At 40.0% G+C, this 17,978-nt stretch carries 13 protein-coding genes; 6 read left to right on the top strand and 7 right to left on the bottom strand.

From position 1 onward, the window contains the following. Nucleotides 1-24 precede the first annotated feature (24 nt). Nucleotides 25-1,542: a S41 family peptidase gene (locus K348_RS0103755; RefSeq protein ID WP_029903079.1), complete on the bottom strand. Its 1,518-nt coding sequence runs from the start codon at nucleotides 1,540-1,542 to the stop codon at nucleotides 25-27. 831 nt (nucleotides 1,543-2,373) lie between these two features. Between K348_RS0103755 and K348_RS0103750 the strand changes: the two genes are divergently transcribed. Both K348_RS0103750 and K348_RS0103745 read left to right on the top strand, forming a co-directional pair. Next, complete coding sequence (locus K348_RS0103750; RefSeq protein WP_081852506.1) at nucleotides 2,374-5,367, top strand: SusC/RagA family TonB-linked outer membrane protein; 2,994 nt, start codon at nucleotides 2,374-2,376, stop codon at nucleotides 5,365-5,367. 14 nt (nucleotides 5,368-5,381) lie between these two features. Continuing rightward, nucleotides 5,382-7,109 (top strand): RagB/SusD family nutrient uptake outer membrane protein, encoded by a 1,728-nt coding sequence (locus K348_RS0103745; RefSeq protein ID WP_029903075.1) that lies wholly within the window; start codon nucleotides 5,382-5,384, stop codon nucleotides 7,107-7,109. A gap of 91 nt (nucleotides 7,110-7,200) precedes the next feature. On the opposite strand, the gene K348_RS0103740 is transcribed toward K348_RS0103745, so the two are convergent. The 6 genes from K348_RS0103740 to K348_RS0103715 all read right to left on the bottom strand — a co-directional run bounded on the left by K348_RS0103740 (nucleotide 7,201) and on the right by K348_RS0103715 (nucleotide 14,303). Then, nucleotides 7,201-7,809 (bottom strand): L-threonylcarbamoyladenylate synthase, encoded by a 609-nt coding sequence (locus K348_RS0103740; protein ID WP_029903073.1) that lies wholly within the window; start codon nucleotides 7,807-7,809, stop codon nucleotides 7,201-7,203. A 119-nt stretch (nucleotides 7,810-7,928) separates the two neighbouring features. Next, nucleotides 7,929-8,750 carry an enoyl-ACP reductase gene (locus K348_RS0103735; protein WP_029903071.1) on the bottom strand — a complete coding sequence of 274 codons (822 nt, stop codon included), beginning with the start codon at nucleotides 8,748-8,750 and terminating at the stop codon, nucleotides 7,929-7,931. 131 nt (nucleotides 8,751-8,881) lie between these two features. Then, nucleotides 8,882-9,769: a DMT family transporter gene (locus K348_RS0103730; RefSeq protein WP_029903069.1), complete on the bottom strand. Its 888-nt coding sequence runs from the start codon at nucleotides 9,767-9,769 to the stop codon at nucleotides 8,882-8,884. 40 nt (nucleotides 9,770-9,809) lie between these two features. Beyond that, nucleotides 9,810-10,340 carry a hypothetical protein gene (locus tag K348_RS0103725; RefSeq protein ID WP_029903067.1) on the bottom strand — a complete coding sequence of 177 codons (531 nt, stop codon included), beginning with the start codon at nucleotides 10,338-10,340 and terminating at the stop codon, nucleotides 9,810-9,812. Nucleotides 10,341-10,491: 151 nt separating this feature from the next. Further along, nucleotides 10,492-13,698, bottom strand: coding sequence for a S41 family peptidase (locus tag K348_RS0103720; protein WP_029903065.1), 3,207 nt, complete (start codon nucleotides 13,696-13,698; stop codon nucleotides 10,492-10,494). 77 nt (nucleotides 13,699-13,775) lie between these two features. Beyond that, a complete protein-coding gene (locus K348_RS0103715; protein ID WP_029903063.1) occupies nucleotides 13,776-14,303 on the bottom strand; it encodes an O-acetyl-ADP-ribose deacetylase in 528 nt (175 codons plus the stop codon). A gap of 217 nt (nucleotides 14,304-14,520) precedes the next feature. Between K348_RS0103715 and K348_RS0103710 the strand changes: the two genes are divergently transcribed. The 4 genes from K348_RS0103710 (at nucleotide 14,521) to K348_RS0103695 (ending at nucleotide 17,837) form a co-directional block, all read left to right on the top strand. Then, nucleotides 14,521-15,462: a phosphoribosylaminoimidazolesuccinocarboxamide synthase gene (locus tag K348_RS0103710; RefSeq protein ID WP_029903061.1), complete on the top strand. Its 942-nt coding sequence runs from the start codon at nucleotides 14,521-14,523 to the stop codon at nucleotides 15,460-15,462. Between the two features lie 16 nt (nucleotides 15,463-15,478). After that, complete coding sequence (locus K348_RS0103705) at nucleotides 15,479-16,045, top strand: zeta toxin family protein (RefSeq protein WP_029903060.1); 567 nt, start codon at nucleotides 15,479-15,481, stop codon at nucleotides 16,043-16,045. A gap of 18 nt (nucleotides 16,046-16,063) precedes the next feature. Next, nucleotides 16,064-16,801 (top strand): bifunctional demethylmenaquinone methyltransferase/2-methoxy-6-polyprenyl-1,4-benzoquinol methylase UbiE, encoded by a 738-nt coding sequence (gene ubiE / locus K348_RS0103700; RefSeq protein ID WP_029903058.1) that lies wholly within the window; start codon nucleotides 16,064-16,066, stop codon nucleotides 16,799-16,801. A 235-nt stretch (nucleotides 16,802-17,036) separates the two neighbouring features. Beyond that, nucleotides 17,037-17,837 carry a M48 family metalloprotease gene (locus K348_RS0103695; RefSeq protein ID WP_029903054.1) on the top strand — a complete coding sequence of 267 codons (801 nt, stop codon included), beginning with the start codon at nucleotides 17,037-17,039 and terminating at the stop codon, nucleotides 17,835-17,837. The last annotated feature ends 141 nt before the right edge of the window (nucleotides 17,838-17,978 follow it).

Genomic DNA, 17,978 nt, shown 5'->3' with positions numbered 1-17,978 from the left:
GTGTCGTTTTACTTATTTTAGGTCTTATTTTATAAATCTGTCCTGATCCACAATTGTTCTGAACCGGCTCTCATCCTGTTTTATACGGGGAACAAGTACCGATTTCCTACCTACAGCCTCCTCGCTTTTCTTACGTGGCAAATGTATTATTCTGGCTATAGTTGCAGCCAGTAAAGGCTCGGAGGCATCTCCTAAAGAAGGTATCGGAGCTTTCCACCTATCTAAAACAGGACATTTTACAGTAATCGGCTTACCATATTCATCATAGCTGTCAGCATATACAGTATAGAAGAGTTCCTCTAATTCGGAAAATTCATAACCCTGTGTAGGCTTATAGCCGTAAATATAGTTGCCCTCCCCTTTCGAGTTAGAAAGTCGAGAAATTAGCGGCTGCAATTTATATTTAATACGCTCATCATTTGCTTTGACGGTCATTGAGGCTTTATCCTTTCCCTTGGTTGTTTGTCCCAATATGTTTATTTTCATGTAAGGCTCCAACCCGTTTATGATTACTTCGCTAGCCGAAGCTGTATTTTCTGATGCAATAATATGTAAACGGGATAAATTCAAACGAGGTATATCGACATTTGTTTCGTAAGCTTTATCAAGGAAATAGCTGTTTACAGCATCCGGGCCCCATCTCTTGATAATAGAATCCTGAAAGTAACTGTTATATTCCTCTTTGATAAAGAGTTTTTTTGTGTCCCTGTTAGGCACCAATGCGCTCGCAAGATTTATAGCAGAGGTAAGATAGCCGCCGGGATTGTAGCGAAGGTCGAGTATAAATTCCTTCACATCTCCAAGTGCCCTTATACTTTCCATCAGCTCGATATCGTATTCGAAAGTGCTGCCTTCGTCATCGACACCCCGGTCAAAATTATTATATAATATATAGCCGATCTTACCTGCTGATGATTCTATTACCTTACTTATAGCGACAGGAGATATTTTCTTACCATTAGCTTGCATTAAAGGGAGTGTTTCCTTTTTTCCTGTCTCATTGTTATAAACGGATAAGGTAAAGGACGAAAGGTCGTTTAATATAGCCAGATAATTATCGTAATTAACATCAACATTATTCACCTTATATATTATCTGCCCCCTTCTCACACCTTTTGCTTCGGCATCCGAACCTTTATTGACAGAGGTAACAAAGAATCCTAAAGAACTGTTCTGTGTATTTTCATCAGGGAAATACGAAAACGGGTAATAATCGAAGCCGAGATCAACCTTCGCATACAAAGTCTTCGTTTTATTAGAATCATCTTCCTCTATCCACGAAAACCTGTCACCTTCCCTGTCGCGCCATTTATACAGTAGACCGTAAAAAAACGACTCGGTAGGATAATCATAATTAGTCTTTGTTGGCAATTTATCGTTCCACAAGTAAAGAGCCCTCATCCTTTCAAAAATCCATTTATTGGTATAGATTTCGTCACTCTCTTCTACATCCTGCTTACCGCCATTATCGCTATCGCTACAACTACTGAAAAGCAATGCCGCAACAGCAATAAAAAATAAAAGTATAATTTTTGCTTTCATATATATCGTACTTAGTGTGCATGTTACAATAAACTGTTCATGATATTGCAAATAACACAGACATTTGCAAATATACTGATTCTAAAGGAATTTAAAGATGAGAAAATAAAAAAGGTATATTATAATCTGCTTTTTCCAATATCTTACGCTTTCCTTCTTGATTTTTCATCGGCTTTATTTCACTTATATAACGCGAAAATTTACCTTTCCGTTCAATTTTGCAAATAATAATTCAATTCTATTTGCTTTATTCAATGAAAAGTTGTTTTTTTGTATGAAAATTTGTTAACGATGTGTGTGCTCTATCTAAGATTTAAAGCTAATTTCACAAAAATAATATCATTATTTTTTCCTTTTTTAACTACTGATTATTTGGTAGTTACAGCTTGTTTATTAGAGAGAGAGAGAGAGAGAGAGAGAGAGAGAGAGAGAGAGAGAGACTAACACGTAACACACATTCATCTTTATACGTAATATACGTAAAAGCTTGTCACCTGTTTTACTTAATTAAAGCAGGTCGTTTTTGTGTACCTTATTCTCTCATTTTACACATCAAGAAAATAAGCCTTTTCCTTCAGAAAAGCAAAGCCCGTAAACATTTCACATCCTTATACTATTCCTACCAAAAACATTCATTATTATACATTGCAAAGAAGAGTCATATAAAATGCGTTTTGCATTTTATGTGGCTCTATTTTTTTAAGCCTTTTCATATTTCACCTTCTAATGACAAGGAAAATCAGTATCAGTACAATTCGTTGTATTGCAAATCACAATGCTTCATAATCAACCCCTTTTTTATAAACAAATAATTATTTAAATGTAAATCTTATGAAAAAAACACGCCAAAATGTTTTTGTCAGATGTTTTTCCAGAGAACATCTACTCCGTTTAGTGCTGTTCGCTTTACTTACATTGCCTGTTTGCGGGTTTGCCCAAACTTCAAGGACGGTGCAAGGTACAGTAACAGACGTTAATAGCGAACCACTGGCCGGAGCCACCGTGCAGGTAAAGAATACCCAGAATGCAACTATGACAGATGTAGACGGGAACTTTACACTTAATGCACCCTCTAATGCCGTACTAGTATTCAGCTATGTTGGATACAAGCAATTAGAAAAAAATGTAAACAACCAGACACGTCTCGATGTACAGATGGAAGAAGACGAAAGTCTGTTGCAGGAAGTAGTAGTAGTCGGCTACGGAACACTGGAAAAGAAACAGGTAACCAGTTCCATTACTTCTATCTCCGATAAGCAACTTGTACAAGGTACCGGTAGTACTTCCATAGCCAACTCCCTACAGGGAAAGATCGCAGGGCTTGTTGTATCACCTGATGGAGGACCTAACTCGAGTAATTCGTTTCAGTTGAGGGGTGTTGCTTCGGCAAAATCGGGACAACAGCCGCTTGTGGTTATCGATGGGATGCCCGGAGGGGATATCCGCTCAGTACTTCAGGAAGACATTGTATCTATCGATGTACTAAAAGATGCTTCTGCCGGAGCTATCTATGGTACACGCGCAACAGGAGGAGTTATTTTGATAACCACCAAAAAAGGAGGTGATACAAACGGTAAAGTAAATGCGACATATACCGGAGAACTCACGATGAGACAAGACTATAATAAACCCAGAGTACTTACAGCTGAAGAATATGTAGAACATGGAAGAGGTGAAAATTTCGGGTCTAGTACCGATTGGTATGAAGAACTGATGAATGATAATCCTATTTCGCAAAGACATGTAATTACCCTAAGCGGAGGAGTAAAAAATGCACAGATTTATGCATCTCTTTTCTACGGCGAAAATAAAGGATTGCCTATCAATGACAGCCGAAATGACTATGGAGGCAGAATAAATACAAACTTCAAGCTGCTGGACGGATGGGTAGACGTTATGATGCGCGCAGACTACAGACAGACCAAAAGGAGGCAGGGACGTCCTGACTTCAGACAGGCTTTGCGTAACAACCCTACTCGCTCGCCTTATGATGCTACTAGTGAAACCGGTTACAATATTTGGCTGCATGATACAGAAGACTATAATGTAGTAGCTGATGCCAACTTGTACAAAGACGAAGGTCTGGATCAGTGGTTTAAACCCGATTTTACTTTCAAACTGAATGTATTGCCAATTGAAGGTTTGTCATACCAACAGACTTTAGGATTTGAACGCCGGCAGTGGGAGCAGCACAGGTACAGATCGATGAAGCACAGAGAAGAGATAGAGAAAAATAGAAGAGGTGAAGCTTATCTGGGCTTCGATAAGACTGAGAATGTCAATATTGAAGGCTACATGACTTATATTAAACAATTCGATAAACACTCTATTAACGCAGTAGGAGGTTATAGCTACTTCCAGCATGATCAGGAAGGTTTCAATATGAAAAACTATGACTTTTCTGTAGATGGGACTGAATTTTGGAATATAGGTGAAGGAACACAGTTGGGTAAAGGTGGTACCGATGACAATGCCGCCAAAATGAGCTCAGGCAAATCGATCAGAGAGAAATTATTTGCATTATTTGCAAGAGCAAACTACTCCTATGACGATAAGTATATGGCTATGGCTACAATACGCCGCGAAGGCTCTTCTAAATTCTCCGATGCCAACAAGTGGGGTTTATTCTGGGCACTCTCAGGAGGATGGCGTATTTCCAATGAAGACTTTATGAAAGATGTAAGTTTTGTAAACGACCTTAAGCTACGTTTTGGATACGGAGTTACCGGTAACGATGGCTTTAGCGCCGAATATTCAAAAATCACTTATGGTTCGGACCAAAGGTGGCCGGTAGCCTCGCAAAATGCCTATGATTGGCTGATGTCGTACGGTAAGTCTAAGACTCCCAATCCGGATCTGAAATGGGAAGAAAAATCAGAGTGGAATGTCGGATTGGACTTTTCGTTATTCGACAACAGGCTTTATGGAAAATTCGATACATATAAGCGTAAAATAAAGGACATGCTTTTTGAAGTAAATGCTCCGACCCCTCCATATGCAGACCGAGTAATATTTAAGAATATCGGAAGCCTTCAGAATACCGGGTGGGAAATAGAAATTGGGGCTGATATAGTAAGAGGCAAAGACTGGAATTATTCGACCAATATAAATCTAAGTCACAATACGACCAAGTTGCTCGATTTGGGTGATATCAGCTGGATTTCTTCAGGAGGTTTGCCTTCTCCGGGAAGTCCGGGAGATGTACTTCGTGTAATGCAAAATTCAAAAGTAGGAAGCTTTTATCTTTATAAATTTGCGGGTTTTGATGAAAACGGGCAATTCCTGTTATATAACAAAGCCGGTGAAGCAGTTATTCCAGACGACATAAGACAAGAAGACAAGCAACATATAGGTAATTTCAATCCGGCATTAGTTGTGGGCTGGAATCATACTCTCAGCTACAAAAACTGGGATATGACAGTAAATCTAAGAAGTTGGATAGACTTTGATGTATTCAACGCTATCGATATGTATTATGCTTTACCTAATGATGGACAGAAAACAAATCTTCTTAAGAAAGCTTATGATAAAAATGCTCACATTAAAGGAGAAAAGCAACTATGTGATTACTTCCTTGAAGATGGTACTTTCCTGAAAATCGATGCAATAAACATTGGTTACAATCTTGATCTGAAGAAATATACGAAGAACCTGTTCAATCGTGCCCGCTTCTATCTTACGATGACGAATGTTGCTACCATTACAGGCTATAGCGGAATAAATCCGGAAGTTAATATAAATGGTGTTGAAAATAACGGTATTGAATGGTTAGGCTTTTATCCGCAAACGCGCAGTTATATACTAGGAGTTCAATTGTCATTCTAAAAACTGATACAATAATGAAAAAAATAAAACAATTAATAATAGGCGCCGCCTTGTCGATATTTACATTCTCTTTTACTGCTTGTAATATCGATGCGGAATTTTACACACAGGCTGACCCGGAAACTTTTTTCACTACTCAAGATGCCGTATGGCAACGTTTCAACAGACCTTTTACTCACTGGCGATGGTATAGAGCTTCTGATGCTTCCCGATTCAGGTTACAGGAACTGGGGACAGATGAACTCTGCTTTCCTACCCGCGGTAGCGACTGGTATAATGGAGGTGTGTTTCAGAAGTTGCATCATCACGAGTTTTCAATAACTACGGACGGACTATACAACGGCTGGTACGGTTTCGGCATGGGTATCAGCTTGGCTTATGATGCTTTGGACGATATTGACAAATATGTAGATTTTGAGGCTTTAGGTTTTCCTGAAGGCACTAAAGAATCTATGTTGAATCAACAGCAGGTACTTATCGCTTTCTTTTATAAAGAAGGGTTGGATCTTTTCGGTGGCGTTCCGATTTATCACCGTGGAGAAATGATGTTGAAAGAAAGAAACACTGATGTCGAAACGTTTAACTATATCGAATCCTTACTCGATATGTCGATTATCAATTCACTCCCTAAGAAAACAATATTATCGGGCGATAAAGACGGCAAAGAAGAAATCGGCAACATATCTCAAGCCGTAGCAATGGGACTGAAAGCCCAGCTCTACTTCAATGCCGAAGCCTATATCAAAAAACCGATGTATGAAGAAGCTGCGCAGATATGCAGGGATATTATTGCAGGTAAATACGGAGCCTATGAATTAGACCAAGACTGGACTATGACCTTTGGTTTCGAAAATGCCAAAAGTAACGAAATCATGTGGGCTATTCCAAGCACAAGGACAGGAGGAACAACAGATGCAGGTTATTTTTCAGACATGCAGCATTACAATTCAAATGTTATACTTGGAGGTATTGACGGATTACACCGAAATAACGGAATGTGTTTGGTTCCGTCTCTTAAACCTAATGGCCAGAAATATAGTTACGAACTGGCAGGACCGTTCAGCCTGTTTGAAGATACTGATGTGCGCAAGCAGCAATATGTCTATCTCGGTGGAGGCAAATACAGAGGAATGTTTATGATGGGAAGACAGGAAAATCCGTTGGATGGTTCTGTTTGTACAGGTGCAAGAGAGTATTTGAATGAGGTTATCACTTTAGTAGACCAAATAACCTATATGAAGAAACTGGGAACAGCAGAATATCCAACTGTCAACGATCTGCCTTCTACAATTGCTACAGCAGAAGAAAATTCAGGAATCCGCTTAATGAAGTTAAGCCCTGTTCCTACCTATGCGGAACGAGATAAATTATATGAACCTAATATTCCTGTAATGAGACTTACAGAATTCTATTACACATTGGCCGAATGTGAAATGAGAGCAGGTAATAAAGCCAAAGCTGCAGAACTGATCAATCAGGTACGTGCCCGTTATTTCGAGAATGGAAACGATCCAAATCCGGTAACAGCTGCCAACCTGGACGAATACAGAATGCTGAACGAATGGAAAATTGAGTTCTTACTCGAAGGCCGCCGCCGTACCGATCTGATACGTTGGGATATGTATGTCAACGCAAACTGGTGGGATCACGTAGCGTCAGAAGACCCGAATAAAAATCGTTTCCCTATAGATGAAAGAAACATGTCGGCAAATCCATTGCTGAAACAAAATCCAGGTTATTAATTTTCAGACAAATTCTTAATAGAGAGTAGTTATAAAATTATCGGGGAAGATGTTTTTCATCTTCCCCGATTTTATTTTAAGCTATTTGCAATTATATGATTAATTCCCCCTTCCCTTGCCTGATTATCTCCGGTTCCCCTTCGGTGCAATCGACAATAGTAGATGCTTCCATACCACCATACCCACCATCGATGACTATATCTACCATATCCTGATAACGCTCATATATCAGTTCAGGGTCGGTAGTATATTCAATCACTTCATCGTCATCTTTTACCGAAGTAGTCATTATTGGGTTACCCAGATTATAGACGAGTTCGCGGATTATATTATTGGCAGGAATGCGTATGCCTACTGTCTTCCTGTTCTTATAAATCTTCGGAAGCGACGATGTTGTATTCAATATGAAGGTAAAGGGTCCGGGCAGGTTTTTCTTCATCACCTTAAAAGTATTGTTATCTACCCGCGCATATTCGCTTATATTACTCAGATCATTACAAATAATAGAAAGATGACTTTTCGCAGGGTTGATATCTTTCATCCTGCATATCTGCTCTACAGCACGCACATTCAATGCATCACAACCTATAGCATAGACTGTATCGGTAGGATAAATAATAATACCTCCATCCTGCAAAACCTTTACAATCTTGTCGATCTCTTTTGGATTCGGATTCTCTTCATATAATTTGACTAGCATGGCTTTTCTATTCTAAATGTATTTTACTGAATAAGAAGACAATACAAAACTAACGCTTTTAAATGAAAAACGGTTCATAAAATAATATTTATGAACCGTCGGCAATATTGTTTGCTAATTTATTTTTTGTCTATATAATCTTCAACAACCGCAGATGTAAGACCCATACTGGAGAATCCTCCGTCGTGGAACAGGTTCTGCATGGTTACCATACGTGTAAGGTCTGAGAACATTACAATACAGTAGTCGGCACATGATTCTGCACTGGCATTACCCAGCGGAGACATTTTTTCTGCAAAGTCGAAGAAAGCGTTCATTCCGCTGCCAATACCCTGTCCGGCAGTAGTCATAGTCGGAGACTGTGAAATAGTATTTACACGCACTTTCTTATCTCGTCCGTAAATATATCCGAAGCTACGGCCAAATGATTCGAGCAATGCCTTGGCATCTGCCATATCGTTGTATCCAGTAAATGTACGCTGAGCAGCTATATGAGTTAGGGCTAGCACAGAACCTCCCTCTGAGATTGCATCGAGTTTTTTTGCTACCTGCATCATTTTGTGGAATGAGATAGCAGAAATATCTAATGTCTTGCCTAACAATCCGTAATCGAGGTCATCGTATTCTCTTCCTTTACGCAGGTTTGGAGACATACCGATAGAGTGAAGAACAAAATCTATTTTTCCTCCAAGTGTTTCCATAGACTGAACAAATACCTGCTCAAGGTCTTCAAGGCTTGTTGCATCTGCAGCAATAACTTTTGCATTCAGTTTTTCGCTTAAGGCATTAGTTTCGCCCATTCTTACTGCCACAGGAGTATTTGATAATGTAATTATTGCTCCCTGCTCAACAGCTTTTTCGGCAACTTTCCATGCAATTGATTTTTCGTTCAAAGCACCGAAAACGATTCCTCTTTTGCCTTTTAATAAATTATTACTCATTTCTATATTTATTTGATGATTATTAGCTAGTTATAAATATTGGATAGCTTTAGTTAATTCTTACATCGCACAAAAATAGTAAAAATGTGCAATAAAGGATAGCAATCCATTCAAAATAATACTGTGAGGCATTAATTTACCTGAATATTTTGTTTCTTCTTACCCGTAAGAACGACTAATAACACCGCTCCTATAATAATCAACAGTCCGAATAAACTATTCCAGCCGAACGGTTCGCCAAAATGGAACACTCCAACAACTGTAGCGACTACCGGTTCGAGCGATCCGAGTATGGATGTGATAGTGGAACCGGCATATTTAACTGCCAAAACCAGTGTAAGATTAGATATCACTGTCGCAAAAAGGGAAAGCCCAAGTAGATTGAGTATAGAGGGTACATCGGTCACTAACTGAATTCCGGTAGTGGAATATGCAAGCACGGCAAAGATAAAGCCGCCAAACAGCATGACGTAGAATGTAACGACCTCCGATTCCAGCTTCTTTATCTCAGGACTATTGAGCCATACTATATATATGGAGTAAGTAAAAACAATCATCAATACTGCGAGTAATCCGCGGGTATTAATAAATCCTTCATCATTCCACGACAAAAGGCCGACACCCAATAGCGACAGTAAAGCAGCAAAAAGAAGATTACGCGATAATTTTTCTTTGAAGAATATAATCATCATGCATGCTACCGAAATCGGATACAGAAAATGAATAGTTGTAACCACCCCGCTCGATATGTAATTATAGGCATATAACAATCCCATGGCCGTCATAGTATACAGCAACCCCAGAAAGAGTAGTTGAACAGCAGCTTTAGGTGATATTTTTATATCTTTTTTTCTTATCAGACATACAGCACCAATCATTAATACCGACAATATGCATCGGAAAAGTAGGATTGAGGGCGCTTGCATACCCGCTTTCATCAGTGGAATAGAAAAGAAGGCTATCAGGCCGAATGTACCCGATGAGATAAGGGCAAAAACAATACCTTTGGTTTTATTCATATTATATAGTAAAAAGTCGGGCAAAGGTATCTATTAATATTTACGGGATACTGTCTTGTGCCGGTTTTTCTATGTTAAAACTATTTTCTATAAGCTTGTATTTTTGATGTTTCAGTTCGTAGTCCTTATCGCTCTGTTTTACAATAAGTAAAGTTTTTCCGTCTACATTGAATGCATATGCAATACCATAGACTTTATCCAGCTTTCCCTCGGCCTTATACTTTATAGATAAAGCTTTGTATTTCCCATATTCGCCTTCCTCTAAAGGTTCTTTACTCACCTCATATTCTCTTTCCATTTTTGAAATAATACCATCCAGAAAATATTTAGGCTCAACTTCGGCTGGAGAAACCGCAATCATTAATATTGTTTCCTTGTGAAACTTCTCTTCTCCATTTATATAAACAGAATTACTCTCCGATTTCTCAGTTGTCATATTCCAGTAGGAAGGATATTTAAATGATATGCCCTCATAATTAAGTTCTTTATCAGGATTTTTTCCGCATGATAAATAGCATAGACTAAATGATGACAATAAAATCGCAATAGTTAGTTTCTTAAGTTTATTCATAATTTAAATAAGAATTTAATACAAAAAGTAATTTTCACGCAAAGACGCAGAGCCGCAAAAAGTTTCCTTAGCGCCTTGGCGAGATTATATGTATTAATTAACAAGGCCTGCCTTTCTGCAAGCCTTGCTATATATTAATATCTTCTATCTCTTATTTATTCCATACCCGTGGAGACGGTACTGTTTTCAACGGTTGACGGTTTTTCAGTTCTTTCATTACTTCTTCTATAGCCCTGTCGAGTTGCTGGTCTTCACCGTTCCATTCCTTAATAGGGTCATTATCGATGAGGATATCAGGATCGACACCGTGATTTTCGATAATCCAATCACCTGTTTTGGCATCGAAACTGGTAAAGAAAGGCACACGGATATCCGTTCCGTCCATATACGGCATAGATCCCGAGATACCGACTATACCTCCCCATGTGCGTGTACCTATAAGTTTACCCAGTCCGAGAGCGCGGAATCCCCACGGAAACAAGTCTCCGTCCGATGCCGAATATTTGTTTATCAGACATACTTTAGGGCCAACCTGTACTGCATCGGGCACTGTACCTACACGGGTAGACCCGCGGCGCATTGTCAGACGGTAAGGTTCGCGTGAAAGACGTTCGAGTATCATAGGAGATACATTTCCGCCGCCATTGGCACGGTCATCGATAATCAAACCTTCTTTATCGAGTTGAGGGTAGAAATAGCGTGCAAACTCATTCAGCCCCTCCACTCCCATATCAGGTATGTATATATAGCCGATTTTTCCGTTCGATGCTTTTTCTACTTTTTTCAGGTTATTCTGTACCCATTCATATTGATAAAGGGTAGCTTCCTCAGCCAGCGGGCTGATTACTATCTTGCGGGCACCTGCCAGCTGTGTTTTATTATTAAGCGATATTTCCGTCGGTACGCCAGCTTTTCCTACAAGGAGAGAATACATATCTTTCACACTATTGGTGGCTACACCGTCGATTGCAACAATAAAATCACCTACTTTAGCATCTATACCCGCTTCGGTAAGAGGTGAGCGCAGTCCTTTATCCCAGGAAGCGCCTTGCAGTATCTTTTCTATACGGAAGAACCCGCTCTTATCCCTCGATATTTCAGCACCCAGCAACCCCGTATTGATTCGTTCGGCACGGTCGACCTCTCCCGGATTGACATAAGCATGTCCACAATTGAGCTCACCGATCATTTCACCTATAATATAATTAAGGTCAAGACGATTCTTTACATACGGCAGTAGTACGGCATATTTCGCTTTCATCGCTTTCCAGTCCACTCCGTGCATATTTTCCACATAGAAACCGTCGCGGTATACGCGCCATGCTTCGTCGAATATCTGAGCCCATTCCAACTGATAATCTGTCGTTATCTTCATGTTGCTCATATTCACAGGGTCTTTCAGTTCGGTCTTTCCGGATGGAATATTAGTTACAAAGAACTGGTTATTCTTATAGAATGTCGCTTTCTTATCATTGAAACCGATATAAACAGAAGCACCGTCTGCAATCGTTTCTTCTTTCTGTTTTTTCAGGTCGAACATCATGGCAGCACCCGGACGGTTATAATATACCTTTTCCCCGTCGCAATAGAAACCCCAGTAATATGACGCATTCACCGGAAGTTTTACGATTCGTTCGCTTATGCCGTCAAAATCTATTTTCACCGTATTCAGCGAATCTTTCTTAGCAGCTTCCGGCTTCTTAGAATCTGAGGTCTTTACTTCGGCATCCTTTTCAATGAAAGGCGAAGGTGTATCTTTAGAAAGGAGAGCAAGATAGATTCCATTCGAACTCTGATAAATATGGTTCCATTCTTTCGAACCGTACATCGGATTAAAATCACGGGATGAAGACAGTACCAGATATTTACCGTCCTTACTAAAAGCCGGAGCAGACGACTGATACCATTTATCGGTTATCGGATACTCTTTCTTGGCAGCGATATCAAAAACATACACCACATTAAAGTCATTCGATTCCATACGGGTATAGGTCAGCCATTTGCTATCGGGGGAGAATGTTACACCTCTCGGTTCTCCGGCAGGGTCTTGAAGCAGCATTGTTTTCTGCTTCGAAGATACATTCAACAGATTAATACGGTTTTTTCTGTCAGTATATACTATCGATTTTGCATCTGGACTCCATTCGAAGTCGCGGATATATGTATCGTTATTTCGTGTAAGCTGCACAGGTTCCGAGCCAGTTGCCTCCTGCAGATATAACTCTGTTTCGCCTGTAGCATCGGAGATATATGCTATCCATTTTCCGTCGGGCGACCATTGTGCTTCCCTTTCATGAACACCGGGCGAACGGGTCATATTTTTAGTCACACCTTTCTCTGCAGGAACATTGAATACCTCGCCGCGGGCAGTCACTACCAGACGCTCGCCGTCAGGAGATACGGATGCTGCTCTCACATATTTATCACCGTTTTTGATTTCGCTGCGGGCATAAATATTATCCGAAGAAAGCGTTATGTTTATTTTCTGAGGTTGACGGGTAGAGGCGTCCAGTTTATAGATGTATCCGCCGTTTTCAAAGACAATTGTGTTGCCATGATGACTCGGAAATTTGATATCGTATTCCGTAAAGTTAGTCACCTTACTTGTCTGCTGAGTCTTCGTATTATAAACGAAAAGATTCATTGTACGGTCACGGTCGGATATGAAATAAATATCATCGCCTATCCACATAGGCATAATATCCTGTGCATCGTTGTTGGTTATATTCGTTACCGATTTTGCTGCAGGGTCGTATATCCATATATCATCGGCCATACCGCCTTTATAATATTTCCATGTACGGAATTCGCGCATCACACGATTATACGCTAATTTCTTTCCGTCAGGTGAATAGCTGCAGAAACCGCCTTCGGGCAAAGGAATAACGTTGGACAAACCACCTTCGTTATTTACCAGATAAAGCTTTCCGCTAAATCCGCCGCTAATACGGTTACGGTAAACAATCTCTTTTCCGTCGGGCTTCCACCCCATTACTATGTTGTTAGGACCCATGCGGTCGCCTATATCGTCGCGACTATTGGTAGGAGTATAAGTTACACGGAGAGGCTCACCTCCTGTAGACGGGATTGTATACACTTCGGTATTACCGTCATACTGTCCGGTGAAAGCGATAGTTTTGCCATCGGGGGAGAATTTCGGGAACATTTCGTATCCTACATGGGATGTAAGACGTTGGGCTTCTCCACCATTTATGGATACCTTGTATAAATCGCCGGCATAGGAAAATACAACTTCCTGACCGTTTGTCGAAGGAAAACGAAGCAATCTCGCTTCCTGTGAAAGTACCGGAAGTAAAGTTACTACCGATATAAGAAATAAAACTAATCTTTTTTTCATAGCATGGATATGAGTTGTTTTTTGTTAAAACAAAATTAAAATCTTAGAATGAATAACACGTTATTTTTCTCAAATATTTATTCCAAACCGAGCATCTCTTTATACAATAAGTAGTTTTCATCATCGAAGCAGACAAATATCACTTCGCTTATAGTATTGTTATCTTTTTCTAAAAATTCTGTCACAGTATGAATAGCAATTTCCGCCGCTTCCCGTTTCGGAAATCGGTATACTCCGGTACTGATATTCGGAAAGGCAATAGAATGCACATTAAGTTCATTCGCCAGCTTCAACGAACTGGTATAACATTCACCTAATAACCGCCTCTCGTTAGCCGAGCCACCGTTCCACACCGGCCCCACTGTATGAATAACATATCTGGCCGGAAGCAATCCTGCAGATGTATATACCGCCTGACCCGTTGCGCATTTGCCCTGCCTGTTGCGGATAGCTTTGCATTCTTCCAATATTTGGCTGCCTCCTTTGCGATGTATCGCGCCGTCTACTCCACCACCGCCAAGCAATGAGGAATTGGCCGCATTGACAATAGCATCCGCTTCAATAGTTGTAATATCTCCTTTGATTAATTTTATCGTGGTTTCCATTTTTAAATAATTAAAAATACAGTTCTGGTTCTTCAAAAGCCTAAAGTTAACAAATACAGGTAAAAAAGATGCATACTATTACAAAAGGTTAAACAAACGAAGTAAGAATCGGGCGATACTCTTTATAAACATAATCTTTATTGCTTTTTAAACAACTTTCGCGTAACTTTGGGCGTGCTTTTTTGTTATAAGACAGAACAAATCAGATTAAAAACAAATGAAGAATACTTTAGTAAGAACAGATTTTAATTTTCCCGGCCAGACAAACGTATACCACGGCAAAGTAAGGGATGTATATTCTATAGGTGACGATTTACTGGTAATGATAGCAACCGACCGCATATCTGCATTCGATGTGGTGTTACCGCAAGGTATCCCGTATAAAGGTCAGGTACTGAACCAGATTGCAGCCAAATTTCTGGATGCGACATCCGATATCGTTCCCAATTGGAAACTGGCGACTCCCGACCCTATGGTAACCGCCGGACTTCGCTGCGAACAATACAAAGTGGAAATGGTGATACGCGGGTATCTTACAGGTAGTGCATGGCGCGAATATAAGGCAGGCGCAAGAACGCTTTGCGGAGTGCCGCTACCCGAGGGAATGAAAGAAAATCAAAAGTTTCCTACACCGATTATTACTCCTACCACAAAAGAAGATGTAGGGCATGACGAAAATATTTCGAAAGAAGAAATTATCGCACAAGGGCTTGTAAGCAAAGAAGAATACGAGCAGCTGGAAAAATATACCTATGCCCTATTCCAACGGGGAACTGAAATGGCGGCACAAAAGAATCTGATTCTTGTAGATACGAAATATGAATTCGGAAAGAAAGACGGAAAGATTTACCTGATCGATGAGATCCATACACCGGATTCGTCACGTTATTTTTATGCCGATACATATCAGGAATTGTTCGACACAGGAGAAGAACAGCGCCAGTTATCCAAAGAATTTGTCCGCAAATGGCTTATGGAAAACGGATTCCAAGGCAAGGAAGGACAACAGGTACCTGAAATGACCGAAGAATATTGCAACAGCGTATCGGAAAGATACATCGAACTATATGAAAAAATAGTCGGTGAAAAATTCGTCAAGGCAGAAGCTGCACATGTAGCAACCCGCATCGAAAAAAATATCAGCGAATATTTAAAATAAAGAGGTTAGAATAAGAATGCCGAATCTCTACATCATATCAGGCTGTAACGGCGCGGGAAAAACAACTGCGTCGTATGCCATGTTTCCCGAAATGCTCGACTGTAAGGAGTTCATCAATGCCGATGAAATAGCCAAAGGCTTATCTCCTTTTCAGCCCGAAACAGTAGCTATCGATGCAGGCCGCCTTATGATCATGCGCATGAACGAACTGATGCGCATGCAGGAAGACTTTGCCATAGAAACTACCCTTGCGACCAAGTCATACGCTAATTTTATACGCCGTGCGCAAAAGGAAGGATATTTTGTAACGCTTATTTATTTCTGGCTCGAATCTCCCGAACTTGCGATAAGACGTGTAGAGCAACGCGTACGTTTCGGTGGGCATCATGTAGACGACGATGTGGTAGTAAGGCGTTATTATGCAGGTATGAAGAATCTTTTCTCAATGTTCGTACCTATTGCTGACTACTGGCTTCTGGTGGATAATTCGACCGATCCTTTCCAGATAATTGCCGAAGGAAACAAGACCAAAATCATAGATATCTATGATGAAGATATATTCTATTATCTCCGCAGTATATAATTAATATAAATATAAAAAATGACCTACGACGCCGAAAAGATTGTCCCCTACTCCAGCAACGAAAATAAAGGAGCACAGGTAGAACGGATGTTCGATTCTATCGCCGAAAATTACGATACGCTCAACCGTACCATGTCGATGGGTATCGATATCAGCTGGCGCAAAAAAGGTCTTTCAATGCTTAAAAAACTCAATCCGCAATCCATTCTGGATATTGCAACAGGCACGGGCGACCTTGCCATACAGGCTTGCAGTATTCTCAATCCGAAAACGATACTGGGCATCGATATCTCGGAAGGAATGATGGATGTCGGTAGACAAAAGGTTGCAAAAGCTGGCTTATCCGACATTATCTCCTTTGATAAACAGGATTGTATGAACCTGCAACTCGAAGATAATTCTTACGATGCCGCTATGGTAGCATACGGCATCCGCAACTTCGAAGACCTTGATAAAGGCCTGCAAGAAATACTCCGCGTATTAAAACCCGGAGGGCAACTAATGATTCTGGAACTTTCCACACCTCAACATTTCCCGATGAAACAGGGATACTGGCTTTATTCGCGATTGTTTATCCCTACCATTGGCCGCATTATCTCGAAAGACAAGGCTGCATATTCATATCTCCCCAAATCTATCGAAGCATTTATACAGGGAAAAGATATGATTAATACTCTTCTCAAAAACGGTTTCACAGAGGCTCTATGTAAAACATACACCATGGGTACATGCTCTATGTATCTGGCTTCGAAATAATAAGACTACATTTAAGACTCCCCTCACTGGTTTTTCAATACCAGCCTACTTATGTCAAATTTGACACAAAGGGTTAAAATCTGAATTTTAACTTTTTATATTGCATATTATTAATATATTTGCTCCCCTTAACATTGTGCAAACTTAACACAATACAATAGGCAAATAAAGACTTTACATTTTTAAGATTGAGAACTACATATGAATCATTATTTTTTATAACAAACTCAAGACTATGACTAAAAAATTATTTATTCCGGCACTGATTGCCGTAATGTGTGCTTTAACTCTTCCTATGAACGCACAATTTGGAAAAGCTCTCAAAAACGTAGGTAAATCCGTAACGAAGGCGGCAGGGAATGTAGCGGGCGAACTGGCTTCTGATGTAGTAGCTAACAAAGTATCGGTTAAGATAGTAGAGTTTATGGATGCTAACAATACTATTGCTACAGAAGAAACTGAATACTACAAAAGACTTGTCGGACTGGTAGCAACTGACTACATCTCCGTAGACGGACTCAGTCTCAACTACAAAATCTATGTAAATCCTGAAGTGAATATTTTGGCCACTGCCGACGGTAGCATCCGTATTTATACAGGTATGATGGATTTGCTTTCGGATGAAGAATTGCTGGCTGTTATTTCCACGCAGATAGGGCATATTGCCAATAAAGATGTTCGTGACTCCCTGCTGAAAGTTGCTTCGGAAGACAATGCGACTAAAGCCGGAAGCGCACAGCTGGAAAAACTTCTTTCGTTCTCAGGAGACAAAATGGGAACAGTGGTGAATGAACTTATACAGATTCCATACACAGATGAACAGAACAAAAAAGCAGACAGTTATGCATTTGACCTGTTGACAAAAAACAATGTATCAAAAGATGCACTTGTTTCAGCTTTGAATAAATTCGCTGAAATGGAAACTGCAGACAAAGCTGCAGAGGGAGACGACACTGCAGAATTGAGCGCTGCATCTAAATTTATCGGAGTTAACTCTAATAACTCTCTGCGCGCTTCTATCATATCTTCTAAGTAAGAATAATTTTTTATTATTATATGAGCCTGTCGGGATAATTTCCGGCAGGCTTTTTCTTTTGCAAAATATTCATAATATCGGTTCACCATTTTAAATACCCCGTTCACCCATTCCGGCCGATTTATATATTTTACACATTAT

It is taken from the genome of Prevotella sp. 10(H) (assembly GCF_000711235.1).
GTDB lineage: Bacteria > Bacteroidota > Bacteroidia > Bacteroidales > Dysgonomonadaceae > Dysgonomonas.
This window is presented reverse-complemented; position numbering and strand designations above follow the sequence as displayed.